The 19,385-nt window shown below is 67.4% G+C and carries 19 protein-coding genes; 8 read left to right on the plus strand and 11 right to left on the minus strand.

Annotation, left to right across the window (positions count from 1 at the left end; translation table 11 throughout):
- Window positions 1–35: 35 nt before the first annotated feature.
- Both BLV60_RS27755 and BLV60_RS27760 read left to right on the plus strand, forming a co-directional pair.
- Window positions 36–506 (plus strand): helix-turn-helix domain-containing protein, encoded by a 471-nt coding sequence (locus BLV60_RS27755; RefSeq protein WP_093058539.1) that lies wholly within the window; start codon window positions 36–38, stop codon window positions 504–506.
- Window positions 499–1,218 carry a nucleotidyl transferase AbiEii/AbiGii toxin family protein gene (locus BLV60_RS27760; RefSeq protein WP_093058513.1) on the plus strand — a complete coding sequence of 240 codons (720 nt, stop codon included), beginning with the start codon at window positions 499–501 and terminating at the stop codon, window positions 1,216–1,218. Before BLV60_RS27755 ends, BLV60_RS27760 begins: the two co-directional genes overlap by 8 nt.
- 2 nt (window positions 1,219–1,220) lie before the next feature.
- Here the strand turns inward: BLV60_RS27760 and BLV60_RS27765 are convergent, their stop codons facing one another.
- The 3 genes from BLV60_RS27765 to BLV60_RS27775 all read right to left on the minus strand — a co-directional run bounded on the left by BLV60_RS27765 (window position 1,221) and on the right by BLV60_RS27775 (window position 4,271).
- Window positions 1,221–2,321: a BMP family ABC transporter substrate-binding protein gene (locus BLV60_RS27765; RefSeq protein ID WP_093058514.1), complete on the minus strand. Its 1,101-nt coding sequence runs from the start codon at window positions 2,319–2,321 to the stop codon at window positions 1,221–1,223.
- 89 nt (window positions 2,322–2,410) lie between these two features.
- A complete protein-coding gene (locus BLV60_RS27770; RefSeq protein WP_093058540.1) occupies window positions 2,411–3,217 on the minus strand; it encodes an SDR family NAD(P)-dependent oxidoreductase in 807 nt (268 codons plus the stop codon).
- Window positions 3,218–3,323: 106 nt separating this feature from the next.
- Window positions 3,324–4,271, minus strand: a complete 948-nt coding sequence (locus BLV60_RS27775; RefSeq protein ID WP_093058515.1) for a GlxA family transcriptional regulator — start codon at window positions 4,269–4,271, stop codon at window positions 3,324–3,326.
- Between the two features lie 262 nt (window positions 4,272–4,533).
- Here BLV60_RS27775 and BLV60_RS27780 point away from each other — a divergent pair, with 262 nt between their 5' ends.
- Window positions 4,534–5,685: an MFS transporter gene (locus BLV60_RS27780; protein WP_218132255.1), complete on the plus strand. Its 1,152-nt coding sequence runs from the start codon at window positions 4,534–4,536 to the stop codon at window positions 5,683–5,685.
- A gap of 24 nt (window positions 5,686–5,709) precedes the next feature.
- On the opposite strand, the gene BLV60_RS27785 is transcribed toward BLV60_RS27780, so the two are convergent.
- The 3 genes from BLV60_RS27785 to BLV60_RS27795 form a co-directional block, all read right to left on the minus strand.
- Window positions 5,710–8,142, minus strand: a complete 2,433-nt coding sequence (locus BLV60_RS27785; RefSeq protein ID WP_093058517.1) for a penicillin acylase family protein — start codon at window positions 8,140–8,142, stop codon at window positions 5,710–5,712.
- A gap of 114 nt (window positions 8,143–8,256) precedes the next feature.
- Window positions 8,257–9,069, minus strand: coding sequence for a helix-turn-helix domain-containing protein (locus BLV60_RS27790; protein WP_093058518.1), 813 nt, complete (start codon window positions 9,067–9,069; stop codon window positions 8,257–8,259).
- Window positions 9,035–10,063 (minus strand): LysR substrate-binding domain-containing protein, encoded by a 1,029-nt coding sequence (locus BLV60_RS27795; protein WP_093058519.1) that lies wholly within the window; start codon window positions 10,061–10,063, stop codon window positions 9,035–9,037. Before BLV60_RS27795 ends, BLV60_RS27790 begins: the two co-directional genes overlap by 35 nt.
- 97 nt (window positions 10,064–10,160) lie before the next feature.
- Here BLV60_RS27795 and BLV60_RS27800 point away from each other — a divergent pair, with 97 nt between their 5' ends.
- Window positions 10,161–11,459: an MFS transporter gene (locus tag BLV60_RS27800; RefSeq protein ID WP_093058541.1), complete on the plus strand. Its 1,299-nt coding sequence runs from the start codon at window positions 10,161–10,163 to the stop codon at window positions 11,457–11,459.
- Here BLV60_RS27800 and BLV60_RS27805 read toward each other — a convergent pair.
- Both BLV60_RS27805 and BLV60_RS27810 read right to left on the minus strand, forming a co-directional pair.
- On the minus strand, window positions 11,420–12,481 hold the full coding sequence (locus BLV60_RS27805) for an adenosine deaminase (protein ID WP_093058520.1): 1,062 nt from the start codon (window positions 12,479–12,481) through the stop codon (window positions 11,420–11,422). The genes BLV60_RS27800 and BLV60_RS27805 overlap by 40 nt on opposite strands.
- Before the next feature lie 88 nt (window positions 12,482–12,569).
- A complete protein-coding gene (locus BLV60_RS27810) occupies window positions 12,570–13,373 on the minus strand; it encodes an IclR family transcriptional regulator (protein ID WP_093058521.1) in 804 nt (267 codons plus the stop codon).
- A gap of 201 nt (window positions 13,374–13,574) precedes the next feature.
- On the opposite strand from BLV60_RS27810, the gene BLV60_RS27815 reads away from it, so the two are divergent.
- The 4 genes from BLV60_RS27815 (at window position 13,575) to BLV60_RS27830 (ending at window position 17,215) form a co-directional block, all read left to right on the plus strand.
- Complete coding sequence (locus BLV60_RS27815; RefSeq protein WP_093058522.1) at window positions 13,575–14,342, plus strand: ABC transporter substrate-binding protein; 768 nt, start codon at window positions 13,575–13,577, stop codon at window positions 14,340–14,342.
- A 166-nt stretch (window positions 14,343–14,508) separates the two neighbouring features.
- Window positions 14,509–15,180, plus strand: a complete 672-nt coding sequence (gene ehuD, locus BLV60_RS27820) for an ectoine/hydroxyectoine ABC transporter permease subunit EhuD (protein WP_093058542.1) — start codon at window positions 14,509–14,511, stop codon at window positions 15,178–15,180.
- On the plus strand, window positions 15,177–15,938 hold the full coding sequence (locus BLV60_RS27825; protein WP_093058523.1) for an amino acid ABC transporter ATP-binding protein: 762 nt from the start codon (window positions 15,177–15,179) through the stop codon (window positions 15,936–15,938). Before ehuD ends, BLV60_RS27825 begins: the two co-directional genes overlap by 4 nt.
- Complete coding sequence (locus BLV60_RS27830) at window positions 15,935–17,215, plus strand: NAD(P)/FAD-dependent oxidoreductase (RefSeq protein WP_093058524.1); 1,281 nt, start codon at window positions 15,935–15,937, stop codon at window positions 17,213–17,215. The genes BLV60_RS27825 and BLV60_RS27830 overlap by 4 nt, the downstream gene beginning before the upstream one ends.
- Before the next feature lie 6 nt (window positions 17,216–17,221).
- On the opposite strand, the gene BLV60_RS27835 is transcribed toward BLV60_RS27830, so the two are convergent.
- The 3 genes from BLV60_RS27835 to BLV60_RS34190 form a co-directional block, all read right to left on the minus strand.
- Window positions 17,222–18,610, minus strand: a complete 1,389-nt coding sequence (locus BLV60_RS27835; protein WP_093058525.1) for an FAD-dependent oxidoreductase — start codon at window positions 18,608–18,610, stop codon at window positions 17,222–17,224.
- 23 nt (window positions 18,611–18,633) lie between these two features.
- A complete protein-coding gene (locus BLV60_RS27840; RefSeq protein WP_371127409.1) occupies window positions 18,634–19,224 on the minus strand; it encodes a phosphonate degradation HD-domain oxygenase in 591 nt (196 codons plus the stop codon).
- A partial coding sequence (locus BLV60_RS34190; protein WP_143042539.1) for an aldehyde dehydrogenase family protein occupies window positions 19,218–19,385 on the minus strand: 168 nt, incomplete at its 5' end. The genes BLV60_RS27840 and BLV60_RS34190, both read right to left, overlap by 7 nt.

A 19,385-nucleotide genomic window follows, 5' to 3' on the forward strand; every position in this document is an offset into this window, starting at 1 on the left:
ACAAATCTTCAAATTTGTCTAACATGGGAGACACAATGCCCTCCACTTCCCCGCCCACCACAGCCACAGCAGACCGGCGCCTCGCAACGCTCGGCAGCCGCATTCATGCACACCGCAAGGCGTTGAAGGTCAGCGCCACCACCGCCGCAGAGGCAGCGGGCGTGTCTCGCATGACGCTGCACAGGATCGAGCGCGGAGAACCCTCGGTCACGATGGGCGCCTATATGAATGCGCTGGGAGCATTGGGTCTCGACGTCGATGTGGTGATGTCCACTGAGCCGCCAGCCCTTGCGCCGCTCCCAGGGGGCATTCGAATTGCCGATTACCCCCAGTTGCGCCGACTTGCCTGGCAATTGGCCCCGACCACCGAACTCACGCCCGAAGAAGCATGGGGAACCTACGAGCGCAACTGGCGCCATGTCGACACATCCGCACTGGACGCCAAAGAGCGCGACTTGTTGGAAGACCTGGCGCGCACCCTTGGCAGGAAGCCATTGCATGTTTGAACGGCCACACCATCAACGCGTCGCTCAGGTGCTGGCCTCACTCGACGCAAACCTGCTCGCCCAAAGCCATTGCTTCTTCGGCGGAGGCACGGCTATCGCGCTTCGCTACGGCGAGTACCGCGAGTCCGTGGACATCGACTTCCTCGTATCCGACATCGATGGCTATCGCCAACTGCGCCAACTGCTGACGAGGAATCAAGGCCTCGGCGCACTCGCACGCCAAGGCTCCGAGATTCAGCAATCGGCTGAACTTCGCGCCGATCAATACGGCATTCGATCGTCGGTTCGCGTAGACAACACCGAGATCAAGTTTGAAATCGTTCTCGAAGCGCGCATCGAACTTGAATTGCCGGGAGCAGAGGACCGAGTCGGCGACATCGCGACCCTTACGCCGCTCGACATGGCAACGAGCAAGTTGCTCGCAAACTCGGACCGTTGGGCCGACGACAGCGTCTTCAGCCGCGACATCATCGACCTGGCCATGATGAAACCCGGGGCGGCACTGTTGCGTCGAGCAACGAGCAAAGCCAGCCGCGCCTACGGCAACAGCATCGACACCGATCTCACCAAGGCCGCCGAGGCGCTGCTTGCACGACCGGGTCGAATGGACCGTTGCATGGCCGTGCTGCAAATGACTCCGACCGTGACGCCCGCGCTGCTTCGCCAGCGCATCAAGGCTCTGTTGCCTCGTGCTGCTCCCGCAGGTCAATAGAGCTAGCGCGCCACCCGCCCCTGCACGCCCTCGACCAGCCAGTTCATCTTCAGGATCTGCTCGTCGCTCAGTTGCGCGCCCTTGGCGATCACGACATGGCCTTCGTTGTCACGCACGTCACCGGCAGTTGCGCGAAACGGCTGCAGCTTGCCCGCCGCAATGTCCTTCTGCCGCGCCAGCACCTCGTCCTGCACGGCCTTGGGCACCTTCGTGCCGAAGTCGCCGACGCGGATCATTCCGTCCTTCACGCCGCCCCAGAGGTTGCCGCTTTTCCAGCTGCCGTCGAGCACGGCCTTCGCGCGCTGCGTGTAGTAGCCGCCCCACTGGTGCGTGACTGCGACGATCTGCGCGTCGGGCGCGATCCTGCGCATGTCGGAGTGGTAGGCAATGGCGATCCTGCCGCGCTCCTGCGCCGCAGCCATCACGGCGGTGGAGCCTGTGTGAAAGGCGATCACGTCGGCGTTCTGGTTGAACAGCGCCATCGCCGCATCGCGCTCCTTCGGCGGATCGAACCACTGGTTGAGCCACACCACGTGCACCTTCGCGGCCGGGTTCACCGAGCGCATGCCGAGCGTGAAGGCGTTGATGCCCTGCAGCACCTCGGGAATCGGAAAGCCCGCCACGTATCCCGCGATATTGGTCTTCGTCATGCGGCCGGCCGCGATGCCCGCGAGGTAGCGGCCCTCGTAGTAGCGCGCATTGGCGGTCGCCACGTTGGGCGCGGTCTTGTAGCCGGTGATCGACTCGAACTTCACCTCGGGGAAGTCCTTCGCCACCTTCAGCGTAGGCTCCATGTAGCCGAAGCTCGGCGTGAAGATGAGCGTGTTGCCCTGCTGCGCGAGGTCGCGGATCACGCGCTCGGCATCGGCACCTTCGGCCACGTTCTCGACGTAGGTGGTCTTGACCTTGTCGCCCAACGCAGCATCGACGGCCTTGCGGCCCTCTTCATGCTGGCGCACCCAGCCGGCATCGGTGACGGGCGTGACGTAGACGAAGCCGATCTTCAGCGGACCCTTGGCTCGCTGCGTTTGCGAGAAGGCGGGAGATAAAAAGCACGCGGCGGCCAGCGCCAGAACGGCGCGGCCCGCGAGGTTTTTGTACATGGTGTTCCTCTACATGGCCCCGGAAAAGCAAAACCCCGCAGCAGGCCGGGACGCCCTGCTGCGGGGTGAGGATTTTATGCCCGCGCCGTCTAGGCGGCGCGGTAGCGCACCGCGGGCACGGTGCTGGACAACCGCCCCGACATCGCACGCCGCGCCGCATCGAAGGCATCCCACTCGGCAAGGTCGGGCAGCGCGGGAATCGTGACCTGCTCGCCCTGGTCGAGCCCTGCGAGGGCCGCGTCGACCATGTCTTGCGCGGTCATCACGATCTCTCTGGGCAAATGCTCGATCGGCACGCCCGCGACGCCCCAGAACTCGGTGGCCGTCGCACCGGGCAGCACCGCCTGCACGCGCACGCCCTTGTCCTTCAGCTCGTGCTGCAGCGACTGGCTCAGCGCCAGCACGAAGGCCTTGGTGCCGCCGTACACGCCGTTGAGCGTCTCGGGCGAGATCGCCACGATGGAGGCGATGTTCACCAGCGTGCCGGCGCCGCGTTCGACGAAACCGGGCACGGCCGCATAGGTGAGCCGCGTGAGCGCGCTCACGTTGAGCTCGATCATTTCTTCCATCCTGTCGATGTCCGAGCCGAGCAGCGGTGCGGCGGCGCCGAAGCCGGCGTTGTTCACCAGCACGGTGATGTCGCCGCGAGTGCGCAGCACGGCTTCCACGGACGCGATGGCCTTTCGGTCGGACAGGTCGGCCGAAAGGACCTCGACCTTGCGCCCGGTCTCGTCCGCGAGCTTCGCGGCCAGTGCGGCGAGGCGCTCGCGATTGCGCGCCACCAGGATCAGGTCGAAGCCGCGCCGCGCGAGGCGGTCCGCGTACACGGCGCCGATGCCGGACGAGGCGCCGGTGATGAGGGCGGTGCCCTTGCCGGGATTTGAAGTTGCAGTCATGGAGTTTCCTTTGATCGCCACGGGGTTGTGGCCATGAGGGGAAGTCTCCTCCTGCAAGGCTATGGCGTAAATGTCATATAAACCACCTTTCAGGACATCCGACGCTTCAGGCCGTGGCGGCCTCTTTCCGGGCCACTCGGCGCACGCTCTGCGGCGGTTGCCCCAGCGTGCGCAGGAAAGCGCGGCGCATGCGCTCGGGGTCGCCGAAGCCCGTTTCGCGCGCGACCACGCCTAGCGCAAGGCTGCCCTCGTCGATCAGCGCGCGTGCCGCCTCCACGCGCAGATTCTCCACGGCATGCGCGGGCGACTGCCCGGTCTCGGCCTTGAAGGCGCGGCTGAACTGGCGCGGGCTCAGGTGCGCGACCTCGGCCAGTTCCTCCACCGAAAGCGTCTCGCGCAGGTTGGCGCGTGCATGCGCCAGCGCCTTCTGGATGCGATCGGACTTGGGTTCCAGCTCGAGCAGCGCGGAGTACTGCGACTGCCCGCCCGCGCGGCGGTGATACACGACCAGCTTCCTCGCCGCGAACCGGGCAGCCTCCACGCCGAGGTCTTCCTCCACCAGCGCCAGCACGAGATCGATGCCGGCCGTCATGCCGGCCGAGGTCCACACCGGCCCGTCGTTGATGAAGATGCGGTCGGGCTGCACCCTGATGGCGGGATGACGCTTCTGCAGTTCGCCCGCAAAGGACCAGTGCGTGGTCGCCCGGCGTCCGTCGAGCAGGCCCGCATCTGCCAGCCCGAAGGCGCCGGTGCAGATGCTGGCCACACGGCGCGCATTGCGCAGCCCCGCACACAGAAAGCGGCGCATCTTCTCGGACGTGGGCGCAACGAAGAGCGCGCCGCTCATCACCAGCGTGTCGAACTTCGCCGTGCCGAAGCGCTTGCTGTCGGTGGCCACGCCCGACGAGCTGGTCACGAGGCCGCCCTCTTCCGATAGCAGCTCGACCTTGTAGACCGCCTTGCCGGCATGGATGTTGGCGAGCTCGAACGCCGCAATCGCCGCGAGGTCGAGGATCTGGAAACCGGGGAAGACGAGCACGCCGATGCGTTTCATTGCCATGTCCTGAAAAGAGGGTTGCACTGAATGACGGACGCGAGGCTAGACGACCTGCGCTGACCGCGTTGGCGTGAGGGATACGCAGCACGGCCTTCCCGCGCGGCGATGGGTGCCGCCACCAATCGGCAAGCGTCAACCCGGCCGCGTCGTCCCACAATGGGCGCTCCCCATGACGCCCCCGACAACAACGAACGCAACAAATGCCCCGCCAGCCGGGACGGGCGCCCACACCCACTGGCAGCGCAACCTCGCCGTCTGCATGTTCGGCTCCTTCACCACCATCATCGCGATGACGCTGCTGCTGCCCTTCCTGCCGCTGTACGTCGAGCAGCTGGGCGTGAAGGACCATGCGGCCATCGTGCAGTGGTCGGGCGCGGCTTACGGCGCCACCTTCTTCAGCGCCGCGCTGGTCGCGCCGCTGTGGGGCCGGCTGGCCGACCGCTACGGGCGCAAGCCGATGCTGATCCGCGCGAGCCTCGGCATGGCGGTGGCGATGGCGCTGATCGGCCTTGCGGGCAACGTGTGGCAGCTCGTGGGCCTGCGGCTGCTGGCGGGGCTGCTCGGCGGCTATGCCTCGGGCTCGATGGTGCTGGTCGCCACGCAGACGCCCAAGGACCGCACCGGCTGGGCGTTGGGCACGATGTCGTCGGCCATCATGGCGGGCAACCTCGTGGGGCCGCTGGTGGGCGGCGTGCTGCCGCCGCTGGTCGGCATTCGCAACACCTTCTTCGCGGCGGGCGCGATGATCTTCGTGGCCTTTCTCGCGACGGCCTTCCTCATCCGCGAAGAGAAGAAGGCGCCTTCCGCATCGAAGCAGCGCGGCGCCTCCGACGACACCGGCTGGGCCGCCGTGCCCGACAAGCGACCGCTGGTCGCGATGCTCTTCACCGGCATGCTGCTGATGCTCGCGAACATGTCGATCGAGCCGATCATCACCGTCTACGTTGCCACGCTGGTCGAAGACCCGAACCGCGTGACGATGATGGCCGGCCTCGTGATGTCGGCGGCGGCGCTGGGCAGCATTCTCTCGGCCTCGTGGCTGGGCAAGCTGGCCGACCGCGTGGGGCACTGGAACGTGATCGTCGGCTGCCTTGCGGTGTCGGCACTGCTGCTGGTACCGCAGGCTTTCGTCAGCTCGGGCTGGCAGCTGGTGGTGCTGCGCTTTCTGATGGGGCTGTCGCTCGGCGGGCTGCTGCCCTGCATCGCGAGCGTGATCCGCCACAACGTGCCCGAGCGAGTGGCGGGCAACATGCTCGGCTACTCGACCTCTGCGCAGTACACAGGCCAAGTCGCGGGGCCGCTGCTCGGCGGCTTCGTGGGCGGGCACATCGGCATGCGCGCCGTGTTCCTCGGCACCTGCGTGCTGATGACCGCGGGCGCCGGGTGGAACTGGCTGGCGAAGCGGCGCTGAAGAAGTACCGCTGCGCCCTCCTCCCTACTCGCTGATGGTCACGCTGCTGTAGGCGGCGTCGGCCTTGATCTCCGATTCGGAGAACGGCAGGCGCAGCCACTGCCCGGCGCTGTAGGCGCGTGTGTAGTCGGCGTTGTGCGGCGATGCCGGATCGTCCGACAGCGAGAAGGTGAGGAAGGTGTGAGCCTCGACGCCTCCTGCGGGGAAACGCACGATCTGCATGTAGCTGTTGCCGTTGGGGTTCGCGTCCATGGTGTAGCCGCCCTTGTCGAGCCGGTTCTCCGAGCAAAGGATCGTGAAGTAGCCCTGGCCGTCGCAGCCGCCCGACAGCGGGATCTTCTGGCCGTTGCGCGTCACGAACAGCGTGTCGCCGCGCGGCGCGTCGAGTGCGTAGCCGCTGGCCTGCACGCGCAGCACTGCCGCGCCGAAGGCCTGCCGCAGGTCCTCGGCGGCCGAAGTCTTCAGGCCGCTCGGCGTGTTGATCGGATCGCTCGCGCTGAAGGGCACTTCATAGAGCCTGTCCGCGGGCAGGCGTGAGGCGCGCGCCCAGAACTCGTCCCACACATGAGCGCCGCGCGCCGAGGCCAGGCCGGTGTTGTTCCACGCCTTCAGCACCGCGCAGGCGGGTCCGGTGTCGACGCTGCGCGGCGGCGAGAACGCCTCACCGGTCTGCGCGTCGCCCGTGACTGCAATGCGCGGCACGCCGCACACCAGCTCCAGCGCGCGGGCCTTGAACAGTTCGGCGGTGTAGGCGCGGCTGCCGAGCGTCGCACGCTCGACGGCATCGACCGTTGCGCCCTTGCTCGTGTCTTGCGCAATGAGATGGCCGAGCCGCGTGCGGAATGTCTGCGCGTTGCTGCCCGTCGGGCCGAAGATGGCCGGGTAGCCCGTGAGCGGCGCCTTCGGGTTGGCAAGCCAGTAGCTGTCGTTCATGTTGGCGACGTAGTCGTCGCGCAGCAGGCTCGGCATGCGCGAAGGGCCGACTGCCCCCTTCTGCACCGAGTCGGCGTCGCTCTGCCAGTCGCAGGCACTGCGCGAGCCGTCGAACACCGGCACGCGCGGCAGCGCGGCCGCCATCGCCTTGCCGGCGGGCGTGGTGCAACCAGCCATCTGCTCGGGCGACACGTTGGGCACCGCGCCGATGTCCGCATACCAGGCCTTGGCGCTGCCACGGCCCACGGCCACGGTGTTGACCCAGGGAATAGCGGCCTCTTCGCGCTGGATGGCGATGAGCTCGTCGAGCGACTTGGCCTGCGCCCAGCGCAGCCAGGTGCGGAAGGTACGGTAGTTGTCGGCGTTGATGTCGCGGATGGCGAAGGCCATGCTCTGGCTCCAGGCCAGCGCCGGGTTGATCGCGCCCAGGTTCACCAGCGGGCCGTATTCGGAGGTGTAGAGCGTGCGCGTTACCGGCTCGACCTTGCCAGAGGCCTGCTTCACGTTCACGGTGACGGTGCGCGCCTGCATCTTCACCTGTCGGCCGTCGCGCAAGTAGCTCGTTGCGTCACCCGGAGCGAGCTGCAATTGAAAGAGACCGAAGCGCCGCGCCGCCGACACCGTGTGGCTCCACGCGATGTTGTCGTTGAAGCCGATCAGGATCACCGGCACACCGAGGAAAGACGTGCCGCTGACGTCGAGCTGCCCCGGAATGGTGAGCTGCGCCTGATAGAAGCGATCAGGCCCGCGCCAGTACCAGTGCGGGTTGCCGAACAGCAGCGGGCTCGCGTCGCCGGTGGCGGCCGTGCCGAAGCCGATCATGTTGCTGCCCACGCCCGTCTCGCCGCCGACCTGCAGCGCCAGCGGCTGCGTGCCGTGCTCCTCGCGCGACGACACCTTGGCGGCAGGCGGCGCCGCATTCGCGATGTTCGAGAGGAAGTTGCTGTAGCCCGCCGCCAGATTGGTGGCGTACATGCGGCGGTAGATGTCGTCGGCGCTCACCGGCCGCACCCACGCCTCGTTGCGGCAAGCCGCATGTGCGTTGCCTGCACCGGCACCAGCCTTCAGCTCGCGCACGTAGCGGTTGTAGCCAGCGGCAAAGCCTTCGACCATGCCGCGGATGCTGGCCGGCTGCGCGCGGGCCATGGCCCCCACCACGTCGGCCGTGATCACGTGCTTGTGGAAGAAGTCGGAGTCGATGTTCCTGGGCTGGCCGATGGTGCTCTTGGCCGTCAGCAGCGCCTCGGCGCCGAAGAACTGCGAACGCTCGCCGCGGTAGGTGAGAAAGCTGTCGGCCATGGTGCAGAGATCGTCCTGCGCCTGCGCATAGCCGTAGCCATAGCCGGCACCGGCCCAGTCGTCCGCCTTGATGTGCGGCACGCCCATGGCGGTGCGGCGGATCTCGGCCTTGTAGCTGCCGTGCGGGGGCGTTGAACGGTCGGTAATGCCGGTACATGCCACGAGGGCCATGGCAACCGACACGAGAAAAAGCGGCCTGAGGCCGCACTTGAATTTCGAGCGCATGCAGTGTTCCTGTTGTGTATGAGGAACGCAGCTGCGTGGGCGATGAGCGTGCGTGGCGCGTCCGGCGGCAATCTTAAGACGGGCGACGCGAACGCCTCGCGCGCGTGCCCTTCTTTACATTGACGCCAGCCCCTGCTGGTGGCCCCAGGCGTGCGAGGCCCCGTCGTCGGCGGTCACGCGCACCTGGCTCGCCAGGAAGGACGGCGACAGGCCGAAGTAGCGCTGGAAGGTGCGGCTCATGTGCGCCGCGTCGGTGAAGCCGCTGACCAGCGCAACATCGGTAAGCGGGCGCCGCACGGTGAACTGCTGCACCGTGCGCCGCACCTTGGTCCACAGCGCATAGCGCTTGACCGACACGCCCACCTGCCGGGCGAACAGGTGCGTGAGCCGGTCGGGCGAGAGGCAGGCCACGGCCGACAGGTCGCGCAGCGGAATCTGCCCCGCATGCGCGCGGATGGCCTGCAGCACGCGTTCGATGCGCGGGTCGATGGCCGCTTCGCTCTCGGGGAATTCGTTGATGGCCTCGACCAGCTTCACGCTGAGCGCCCGCAGCCCGCGGCTGCAAAGCGCGCCGTGCTGCGCCGGATCGAAATCGTCGCGCAGCCGGCCGAAGCGGCGCGCATCGATCGGCAGGATGCCGTGGCCGCCCATGCGTTTGGCGAGCATGCGGTAGGCGCTCGAGGCCGGATCGAGATTGAGCGACAGCAGCCCGCAGCCATCGACGTCGAGCCGGCGCGACACGTGCGGAGCGACAAGCGCCGCGGTGCAGTGCACGCGCGTGCCGTCGACCGCCTCCAGCGCGAAGGGATGCCCGCTGATCGACGCCAACAGCGTGGCCGACGAGCGGGCCGTCAGGCCCGACTGGATCGCCGGCGTGATGTAGAGGAACCGGTCATCCCACAGGTGCAGGAAGTTTTGCGTTGCCATGCCGTATCACTTTTGTTTTTGTCTCCAGCGGCGGATTCTCCCGCATCGGAACGGCCATGGGCTGCACATGCTGGCGCACCGCCTCCAGCAGCAGCGTGGCCAGCCGGCCCACCGGGGCCTCGGAGTGGGCCTGCGCGCGATAGAGCACGAGCGATATCTGCGGCAGTGCCGGCAGGGACAGCATCGTGCGATCGATGATGCGCACGTGCGATGGCAGCCCGAAAGGCGTGCGCACCGTGAGGCCCAGGCCGGCCGAGGCAGCGGCCCACAGCGCGGCCAGGCTGGCGCTGCCGAAGGCGCGGCGCCATGGCACGCCGGCGCGGTCGAGCGCAGTGATGACGATCTCGCGCAGCGGGCACGGGGCGTCGAGCATGATGAGCGGCAACGGCTCCTTGCTCTTGGCCTGGCGCGTGCCGGTGCCGCGGTACTCGCGCTGCGTCCACCAGTCGGCTTCGATCCGGTCGGGCGCCTTGGGGCCGATCCACAGCAGGGGCAAGCGCGCCACGCGCTCGGCATACGGCGACAGGGGCTGGTCGCCCGCGTCCCATGCCAGCGCCAGGTCGAGCTGGCCGAGTTCGAGCCGCTCCCGCAGCTCGCCGCTGCGCGCCACGCAGGCCTCGATGCGCACCTTGGGATGCGCGCGCGCGAAGCGGCCGAGCACGGCAGGCAGCAGCGTCTCGCCGAAGTCTTCCTGCAGGCCGAGGCGCACCCAGCCCTGCAGGTCGGCGCCGCGCATGGCGGCGCTGGCTTCTTCATTCAGTTCGAGCATGCGGTGCGCATAGGCCAGCAGCGTTTCGCCGGCGTCGGTTAGCTCCAGCCCGCGGCCGGCCTTGCGGAACAGCACGGTGCCGGCCTGTGACTCCAGCTTCTTGAGCTGCGCGCTCACTGCTGAAGTCGAGCGGCCCAGCTTGTCGGCGGCACGCGCATAGCTGCCGAGCGTGATGCCGGTGGAGAAAGTGCGCAGCACGTCGAGATCGAACATCACCTGGCTCATGTCGGGGCTCCTTTTTTGACCATCCTGTTTTTCAGGACGATTGGCACATTATTTTCTGATTTTCAAAACCTTGGCGGCGGTGGACACTGCGCCCAACATGACGCAATCTCCCTCTTCCTCCTCTACGTTCTCGCCGCGCCACCGCTGGAAGGTGCTGACTGCCGGTGTGGCCGCCAACGCGGCCTTCTCCGTGGCCTTCAGCGGCATCCCGATGACCGCCGTGCTCATGCGCACCGGCTACCAGCTCGACAACGCCACGCTCGGGCTGGTGCTCGGCCTCATGGGCCTGGGCATCGCGGTGAGCGAGCTGCCATGGGGTCTGCTGACCGACCGCTGGGGCGACCGGCCGGTGCTGCTGATGGGCCTGGGCAGCACGGCCATCGCGCTCGTGGCTATGGCGCTGTGGGCCGCACCCGCGGCAGGGCACATTCCCGGCCTGGGCTGGCTCGGCGCCGGGCTGCTGCTGGTCGGCCTGCTTGGCGGCAGCGTCAACGGTGCCAGTGGCCGCGCGGTGATGACGTGGTTCGACGCCAGCGAGCGCGGCCTCGCGATGAGCATCCGGCAGACGGCCGTGCCAATGGGCGGCGGCATCGGCGCGCTGGTGCTGCCTTTCGTCGCCCTGCACTTCGGCTTTGCCGCGCTGTACGGCCTGCTCGCGCTGCTGTGCGCGCTGAGCGCGGCGATGAGCTGGGCGTGGGTGCACGAGCCACCCATTGCGCCGCGCGGCAACAAGACCGTGGAAGCGGCCGCACCCAAGAGTGGTCCACTGCACGACGTGCGCGTGTGGCGCATCGTGGCCGGCATCGGCATCCTCTGCGCCCCGCAGTTCGCGGTGCTGTCCTTCGGCACCGTGTTCCTGCACGACTTCGGCCATGCGGGCTTCGCGACGATCACCGCGACGATGGTGTTCACGCAGGTCGGCGCGATGGTCATGCGCGTGTGGAGCGGCCGCTGGACGGATCGGCGGCGCAACCGGCCGGCCTACCTGCGGGCTTGCAGTGCGCTCAGCGTGCTGCTGTTCGCTGGCCTCGCGGTGCTGGTGATGGCCTCGGGCACGCATGCCGCCGATTCAGTTGCGCTGCGCATCGCGCTGGTCGTTCTGCTGGGCGTGAGCGGCGTGTGCGTGTCGGCCTGGCACGGCGTGGCCTACACCGAGCTCGCCACGCTGGCCGGTGCGGCCCGCGCCGGCACGGCATTGGGCATGGCCAACACCAGTGTGTTCCTGGTTTGCTTCGTCACGCCGTTTTCCATTCCGCACCTGCTGGCGCTGCAGGGCTGGCCGATGGTGTGGCTGGCGGCCAGCGCCTGCGCGCTGGTGGCGAGGCCGCTGCTGGTGCCGCGGCCCGCCGTTGCGGATCAAAAAGTCGCGAAGGCCGCGTTGAGCCGGTCGACATAGGCACGCTTGGCAGCCGCGTCGATGAAGCTGCCTTCGAAGCTGTTCGCCGCGAGCTGCCAGGCCTGCTGCACGCTGAGCCCGGTGGCCGCGAAGGTCTGCGTGAAGTTCTGGTTCATGTAGCCGCCGAAGTAGGCCGGGTCGTCCGAGTTGACGGTGGCGACCAGGCCCGCGCCCAGCAGCGCGCCAAGGTTGTGCTGCGACAGATCAGGGAACACGCAGAGCTTGAGGTTCGACAGCGGGCACACGGTGAGCGGAATGCGGTCTTGCGCGAGCCGCTTCATCAGCGCAGGGTCCTTGGTGCTTTGCACGCCGTGGTCGACACGCTCGACCTTGAGCACGTCGAGCGCGCTCCACACATAGGCCGGCGGGCCCTCTTCGCCCGCATGCGCGACAAGGTGAAAGCCAAGCTCGCGGCAGCGTGCGAACACGCGCGCGAACTTCTCTGGCGGATGGCCGACTTCGCTCGAATCGAGCCCCACGCCGATGAACTTGTCGCGGAATGGCAGCGCCTGCTCCAGCGTCTCGAGGGCTTCTTCTTCGCTCAGGTGCCGCAGGAAGCACAGAATGAGCGTGGCGCTCACGCCCAGCTTCGGTTGCGCATCGACGCAGGCGCGGTGCAGGCCGTTGATGACCGTCTCCATCGACACGCCGCGCGCCGTGTGCGTCTGCGGGTCGAAGAACATCTCGGTGTGCACCACGTTGTCTGCTGCCGCGCGCTCCAGGTAGGCCCAGGCCATGTCGTAGAAATCCTGTTCCTTCAGCAGCACGCTGGCGCCGGCGTAGTAGATGTCGAGAAAGCTCTGCAGGTTGGTGAAGGCGTAGGCCTTGCGCAATTCTTCGACGCTGGCGTAGGGAATGGACACGCCATTGCGCTGCGCGAGCGCGAAGATGAGCTCGGGTTCGAGCGAACCCTCGATATGCATGTGCAGTTCGGCCTTGGGCATGGCGCGCAGCAACTCGGGCAGACGGTCGGCTGCGATGCGGTCGAAGCTCTTGTCGTAGGCGGGGCGGAAATCGGTCATGGTGGGGGACTCTGCTGCTGCGTTGTGATCCCGCACAGCATAAAGCCAGCCATGGCCGGCGCGATGCCTGAAACCGTATAGCCGTCAGTCAGTCGATGCTGCGCGCCGAACTGGTCAGCGAGCGCGCGCACAGCAGCAGCGTGGGCGCCAGCTTGCGCACGGCTTCGTCGATCGTCCAGCGGCTGGTAGGCGCCACGATGTGCACCGAGGCCACCGGCCGCCCCTGGCTGCCCAGCACGGGCGCCGCGATGGTCATGTCGCCGAGGAACAGTTCCTCGGCATTGGTGGCAAAGCCCTGCAGCCGCGCCTGGCGCAGCGTTTCGAGGATTGCGTCCACATCGGTGCACGTGTGCATGGTGTGGGCCACGCGGTCGGAGGCCTCGATGAGCGAGCGCGCCTCTTCCTCGGGCAGCGCACTCAAAAAAGCGCGCCCCGAAGCCGTGCAGTACATGGGAATGCGGCTGCCGATGGGCATGTGCACCGGCACGAACTGCGCACTGACGAAACGTGCCACGTAGACCATGTCGAGCCCGTCGGGCTCGGTGAGGCAGGAGGTTTCCGTCGTCACCTTGGTCAGCTCCGACAGGAAGGGGTTGGCCATGTCGATCAGCGAATGGGCCGCCAGGTAGTTGAAGCCGATTTCCATCACGCGCGGCGTGAGCTGGTAGCGCCGCGTCTTCGGGTGCTTGCGCACGTAGCCCAGTTTTTCGAGCGTGAAGACCATGCGCTGGGCCGAACTCTTGGTGATGTCGGTGGCCTCGGCCACGTCGGCCAGCGTCATGGTGCGCCGCCGTGCGCTGAAGGCGCGCAGCACGGCCAGGCCCTTCTCCAGCGACTGGTTGAAAAGCAGGCTCTGGCTGTCTTCGGGGGCTGTGTCGGGTGTGGCGTCCATGGCGCTGGAGTATAGCTACAGTCCTTCGAAATATCGAATATCGATTCTTAAAACCCGACTAGTGGTTTCTATTTATTGATTAGAGATTCAAAAGAATCGATTATTGGCATGCATGTTGCATCGCGAGGTGCATCACCTTTTTCCGTTCCCTTTCCGTTCATTTCCACTTTTCAACGTCCTTTTCCTCCGAGGAGTGCTTCCATGAATCGCATCGTTCGCCGCCTTCACCGCCTGGCCCTGGGTCTTTGCATCGCCGGCACCGCCTCGCTGGCCATGGCACAAGGCGCCACGCCGACCTACAACGTGGGCGCCACCGCCACCGGCGTGCCCTTCACCTTCCTCGACGTGAAGACCAACACCATCCAGGGAATGATGGTTGACACCGTCACTGCCGTAGGCAAGGCGGGCGGCTTCAACGTCAACGTGCAGCAGACGGTGTTCTCGGCGCTGATTCCCTCGCTCACGGCCCGCAAGATCGACATCGTCTCGGCGGCCATGCTCAAGACAGCGGCGCGCCAGGAAGTGGTCGACTTCAGCGACCCGGTGTATTCGTACGGCGAGGGCCTGATCGTCAAGGCCGACGACACCCGCGCGTATGTCTCGCTCGACGAGCTCAAGGGCGAAGTGGTGGGCGCGCAGGTCGGCACCGTGTTCCTCGACATGCTGAACAAGAAAGGCATCTTCAAGGAGGTGCGCAGCTACGATTCGGTGGCCGACATGACGCGCGACCTTTCGCTCGGACGCATCAAGGCAGGGCTGGGCGACCAACCCATCATGGCCTACCAGATCCGGCAGAGCACCTTTCCCGGCGTGAAGCTGGTCGACAGCTACAAGGCCGTGAACGTGGGCGATGTGTGCCTGGTGGTGCGCAAGGGCGACACCGAGACGATGGCCCGCATCAACAAGGCCATTGCCGCCGTGAAGGCTGACGGCACGCTCGCCAAGATCGTCCAGAAATGGGGGATCTGATGCACACCCCCAGGCTTCGCGCACTTCGTGTCGCTTCGCCAACCCCCTTGCAGGGGGCAACACCTGCCGCCCGGCAAAGCCGGTTCCGCGGCGTTCCCCGAATGGGCCTGACTGCGTCGGCCGACCAGTTCGATGCGCCGCGCATCAAGCGACGAGGCTGATGCAGATGGCTGCTCCCACCTTTCTACAGAACGCGCAGGACTTCCTGCCGATCCTCCTGCAGGGCGCGGTGGTCACCGTGCAGGTTACGGTGCTCGCCTTCCTGCTGAGCAGCGCGCTCGGCCTGGCGCTCGCGCTGATGAAGCTGTCGCCCGTGCGCGCCCTCTCGTGGGCCGCCACGGTGGCCATCAACGTGATTCGCGGGCTGCCGATCATCGTGCAGCTCTTCTATATCTACTTCGTGCTGCCGGAGTTCGGCGTGCAGCTCACGGCCTTCCAGGCCGGCGTGATCGGGCTGGGGATTGCCTACTCGGCGTACCAGGCCGAGAACTTCCGCGCCGGCATCGAGGCGGTCGATCCGGGCCAGCGCGAGGCCGCGCAGGCCATGGGCATGCGCTCGGCGCTGATCATGCGGCGCGTGATATTGCCGCAAGCCTTTCGCATCGCGCTGCCGCCGTACGGCAACACGCTGGTGATGATGCTGAAGGATTCCTCGCTGGTCTCGACCATCACCGTGGCCGAGATGACGCGCGCCGGCCAGCTCATCGCCTCGTCGACCTTCCAGAACATGACGGTCTACACGCTGGTCGCCCTGCTCTACCTGTTGATGAGCCTGCCGCTGGTCTACGGCCTGCGCCGGCTAGAGAAGCGCTTTGCCGCCGGGAGAAAACAACCATGATCCACGTCGAAGGACTGGAAAAGCGCTTCGGCACGCATCGCGTGCTGCAGGGCGTGAGCCTGAACGTTGACAAGGGCGAGGTCGTGTGCCTGATCGGCCCTTCAGGCTCGGGCAAGTCAACGGTGCTCCGCTGCATCAACGGGCTGGAGTCGTACGAAGGCGGCGAAGTGCGCGCCTTCGGCGAGCGGGTGGACCGCAACGCGCCCAACATCCACCGGCTGCGCAGCCGCATGGGCATGGTGTTCCAGCGCTTCAACCTGTTCCCGCACCGCACCGTGCTGGAGAACGTGATGGAAGGCCCGGTCTACGTGCTGCGCCAGAACGCGGCGCAGGCGCGCGAAGAAGCGCTGGCGCTGCTGGCCAAGGTGGGGCTGGCCGAGAAGGCACAGGCGTATCCGGCCCAGCTCTCGGGCGGGCAGCAGCAGCGCGTGGCAATCGCCCGCGCGCTCGCGATGAAGCCCGAGGCCATGCTGTTCGACGAGCCCACGTCCGCGCTCGACCCCGAGCTGGTCGGCGACGTGCTCGGCGTGATGCGCGCACTGGCCGACGAGGGCATGACGATGATCGTGGTCACGCACGAGATGGGCTTTGCGCGCGAAGTGGCCGACCGCGTGTGCTTCCTGCACAGCGGCAGCATCGTCGAGGAAGGCCCTTCCGCGCAGGTGCTGGGCGCGCCGCGCCAGGCGCGTACGCAAGACTTTCTGCGGCGCGTGCTGCACCCCTCCGGTGCCGTGGCGTCCGCGGAGGTGCGCGCATGAGCGTTCGCGCGCTGCCTCCTTCGCTCTGGGCCGACACCGCGCCACCCGCTCCACCGACACCGCCGCTGACCGAATCGCGCAAGGCCGACGTGCTGATCGTCGGCGGCGGCTTCACCGGCCTCTCGGCTGCGCTGCATCTGGCCGAGGCCGGCGTGCAGGCCTGCGTGCTCGAGGCGCACGAACCCGGCTGGGGTGCATCGGGGCGCAACGGCGGGCAGGTGAATCCTTCACTCAAGCACGACCCCGACGAGTTGGTCCAGCTCTATGGCCATGCGCGTGCAGAGCCCTTGATCGATGCAGTCTCGCGCTCGGCCGACCTGGTGTTCGACCTGATCGCCCGCCACGGCATCGACTGCCAGCCGGTGCGCAAAGGCTGGATCCAGGCCGCCTACGCACAGAAGGACGTGGCCGCGCTGCATGCGCGCGCCGAGCAGTGGGCGAAGCGTGGCGTGACGACACTGCAGCTCGACCGCGCCGCCGTCAGCGCGCGGCTCGGCACCGAAGCCTTTGCCGGCGGCTGGCTCGACGGCCGCGCTGGCGGCATCCAGCCGTTGGCCTACACACGCGGGCTGGTGCGTGCCGCGCAAGCCGCGGGCGCCGCGGTGCACGGTGGCACCGAAGTCACGGCGCTGGAGCGCCGCGGCACGCACTGGCATGCGAGCACATCGACTGGCGCGAGCGTCACCGCCGAGCAGGTCCTCATCGCGACCAACGGCTACACCGGCGCGCTGTGGCCGAAGCTGTCGAGCACCGTGCTGGCCGCCAACAGCTTCATCGTCGCGACCGAACCGCTCAAAGGCGCAGCGGCCGACGCCATTCTTCCGGGCGGCGAAACCGCCTCGACCTCGCAGCGCTTGCTGCTCTACTTCCGCAAGGACGCGCAGGGCCGCCTGCTGATGGGCGGTCGCGGCCACTTTGCCGACCCGGCCGGGCCCGCGGATTTCGCGCACCTCGAACGTTCGCTCGAACTGCTGTTTCCCCAACTGGGGCCGCTGCGCTACGAGTACCGCTGGGCCGGCCGCATCGCGGTCACACGCGACTTCATGCCGCACGTGCACACGCCGGCGCCGGGCGTGACGGTGGCGCTGGGCTACAACGGACGCGGCATCGCGCTGGCCACGAGCATGGGCAAGCACGTGGCGGCGCGACTGGTCGATGCGGGCGCCGATTTTCCGTACCCGGTAACGCCGATCACACCGATCCCGCTGCACGGATTGCAGCGCTTCTACGTGGCAGGCGGCGTGGCCTGGTACAGCCTGCTCGACCGGCTGGCCTGAACGCGCTCAGCCCTTGTCCGACTTGCCCGCCGCGTCGGCGAACTTGCTCAGCAGCCGGTCGACCATCCACGGCCGGCTGTCGCGGTCCTCCGCCGCTTCCTTGCGGCGGATCGCGTCGCGCACGACGATGGAGCCGATGTAGCGGATCGGCTCGGGCGGAAACTGCCCCAGCGGCCCCTGGATGAGCGGGCTGCGCGTCCAGGCGTTGTCCTCGTCCAGCAGCAGCGAAGAGAGGATCTGCCCACCCATGTAGGTCGGCCCCACGCCGTTGCCCGAGTAGCCGAAGCCGTAGTAGATGTGCGGCGCGCCGTTGAGCTTGCCGAAGAACGGGAAGCCGGTGACGGAGCGGTCCGACGGCCCGTTCCAGCTCGCGGTCACTGGCACGTCGCGCAGCGAAGGAAAGAAGCCATGCAGCGCGCGCGTGAGCTCGGCCTCATAAGGTGAGCGCTGGTCGAACACCGGCGCGATGCGCCCGCCCCAGGTGAAGGTGTTGCCGCCCTTGCCCAGCATCAGGCGGCCGTCCACGGTGGTGCGGTAGTAATAGACGAAGGTGCGCGAATCGAGCACCGAGACGCCATCGACCAATCCCGTCGCACGCAGCAGCTCGGGGCATTTTTCCGTGATGACCATGTCGCTCGACACGATGGCGATCGTGCGCTCGAACTGAGGCAAGGCACTGGCCATCCACGCATTCATCGCCAGCACCAGCTTCGGCGCCTCGATGCTGCCGGCCGGCGTACGCACCGTGACCGGATGGCCTTGCGTGAAGTCGATCATCGGGCTGCGCTCGTAGATGCGAATGCCCATGCCCAGCGCCACGCGCCTCAGCCCGCGCACCAGCTTGCCCGGATGCACGGTCGCGGCGATGGGCGAATACACGCCTGCCAGGTTGCGCGCGGAACCCGAGCGGCGCGCGACTTCTTCGGGCGGCAGCGTGCGGTAGGAATGAATGCCGCAGTCCTCCAGCCCTTTCATCACGGGGTCGAGCGCGCCGACCTGGGCCTGCGAGGTTGCGGTGTAAAGCGTGCCGTCCTGCCGCAGCTCGGCGTCGATACCTTGCGCGCGGCAGAAGTCGGCGATGTGCTGCACCGCATCTTCCGAGGCCCTGACGAGGCGGATGGCCTCGGCTTCGCCGAACAGCCTGCGCAGCGTGAAGAACTTGGTCGACCACGTCAGCAGGCAGCCGCCGTTGCGCCCACTCGCACCGGAGCCGCAGAGATCGCTCTCGACGATGGCGATGTCGAGCGCCGGGTTGCGCTGCTTCGCCTGGATGGCGGTCCACAGCCCGGTGAAGCCGCCACCGACGATGCAGACGTCGGCGCGCTGTGCGCCTTGCAGCGCGGGGGCGAGGTCGCCGTCGTTGAAGAGGGCCTGTTCGATCCAGAAGGGGCGCATGTCGGAAGGCTCTCGGTTTCAGGTTATGGCTGCGGCGTGGCAGCCTGCCTCGACGCGAGCACCATGTGCCGCGCGTAGTGCATCAGGTCGGGCGTCTTCGCATCGGCGCACTTGGCGCTGTCGTCCCAGCGGCGCAGACGCACCGCGTCGAGCGCATGCGGCAGCGCTTCGAACTGCCTTGCCTGTGCTTCGTCGAACACGCCGCCCTGCAGCACCAGGCTGCGCTGCGAATCGGCCGACAGCGCTTCGAGATACCCCGGCTCGCGCGCGCACAGGAAGCGCTTGGCGTCCACGTGCAGCCGGATCGGGTCGAGCGTGGCCGGGCCGAACAGGTGCTTCAGGAAGGCGCGGCTGCGGTACTGGTGCAGGTCGTCCAGGCCCTGCTGCGTGGGCGTGCCGTCCATGTCGTGCAGCAGATGCCCCAGGTCGTGCAGCAGGCTTGCGGTGATGAGTTCGCTGGATGCACCGGCCTGCTCGGCCAGGTGCGCGGACTGCAGCGCGTGCTGGAGCTGCGTGACGGGTTCACCGTCGTACTGCGCGTGGCCCTTGGCCTCGAACAGGGCGACGATGCCTTCCACGTCCAACGGTACAGCGAGCGATGCGGCGACTACCACGGCAACGAATAAGTCTTGGTGTTGGTAAAGCTCTTCATGGCCTCGAGCACGCCTTCCTTGTATCCGAGGCCCGAGTCCTTGATGCCGCCGAAGGGCGTGAGCTCCAGGCGGTAGCCCGGCACCTCGCGCACGTTGACGCTGCCCACGTTCAGCTCGCGGAT

This window comes from Variovorax sp. YR634 (assembly GCF_900106655.1).
Taxonomy (GTDB): domain Bacteria; phylum Pseudomonadota; class Gammaproteobacteria; order Burkholderiales; family Burkholderiaceae_C; genus Variovorax.

Coding starts and splice junctions, on each gene's coding strand:
- BLV60_RS27755 (WP_093058539.1), top strand. CDS start 36: ATGCCCTCCACTTCCCCGCCCACCACAGCCACAGCAGACCGGCGCCTC.
- BLV60_RS27760 (WP_093058513.1), top strand. CDS start 499: ATGTTTGAACGGCCACACCATCAACGCGTCGCTCAGGTGCTGGCCTCA.
- BLV60_RS27765 (WP_093058514.1), bottom strand. CDS start 2,321: ATGTACAAAAACCTCGCGGGCCGCGCCGTTCTGGCGCTGGCCGCCGCG.
- BLV60_RS27770 (WP_093058540.1), bottom strand. CDS start 3,217: ATGACTGCAACTTCAAATCCCGGCAAGGGCACCGCCCTCATCACCGGC.
- BLV60_RS27775 (WP_093058515.1), bottom strand. CDS start 4,271: ATGAAACGCATCGGCGTGCTCGTCTTCCCCGGTTTCCAGATCCTCGAC.
- BLV60_RS27780 (WP_218132255.1), top strand. CDS start 4,534: ATGTTCGGCTCCTTCACCACCATCATCGCGATGACGCTGCTGCTGCCC.
- BLV60_RS27785 (WP_093058517.1), bottom strand. CDS start 8,142: ATGCGCTCGAAATTCAAGTGCGGCCTCAGGCCGCTTTTTCTCGTGTCG.
- BLV60_RS27790 (WP_093058518.1), bottom strand. CDS start 9,069: ATGGCAACGCAAAACTTCCTGCACCTGTGGGATGACCGGTTCCTCTAC.
- BLV60_RS27795 (WP_093058519.1), bottom strand. CDS start 10,063: ATGAGCCAGGTGATGTTCGATCTCGACGTGCTGCGCACTTTCTCCACC.
- BLV60_RS27800 (WP_093058541.1), top strand. CDS start 10,161: ATGACGCAATCTCCCTCTTCCTCCTCTACGTTCTCGCCGCGCCACCGC.
- BLV60_RS27805 (WP_093058520.1), bottom strand. CDS start 12,481: ATGACCGATTTCCGCCCCGCCTACGACAAGAGCTTCGACCGCATCGCA.
- BLV60_RS27810 (WP_093058521.1), bottom strand. CDS start 13,373: ATGGACGCCACACCCGACACAGCCCCCGAAGACAGCCAGAGCCTGCTT.
- BLV60_RS27815 (WP_093058522.1), top strand. CDS start 13,575: ATGAATCGCATCGTTCGCCGCCTTCACCGCCTGGCCCTGGGTCTTTGC.
- ehuD (WP_093058542.1), top strand. CDS start 14,509: ATGGCTGCTCCCACCTTTCTACAGAACGCGCAGGACTTCCTGCCGATC.
- BLV60_RS27825 (WP_093058523.1), top strand. CDS start 15,177: ATGATCCACGTCGAAGGACTGGAAAAGCGCTTCGGCACGCATCGCGTG.
- BLV60_RS27830 (WP_093058524.1), top strand. CDS start 15,935: ATGAGCGTTCGCGCGCTGCCTCCTTCGCTCTGGGCCGACACCGCGCCA.
- BLV60_RS27835 (WP_093058525.1), bottom strand. CDS start 18,610: ATGCGCCCCTTCTGGATCGAACAGGCCCTCTTCAACGACGGCGACCTC.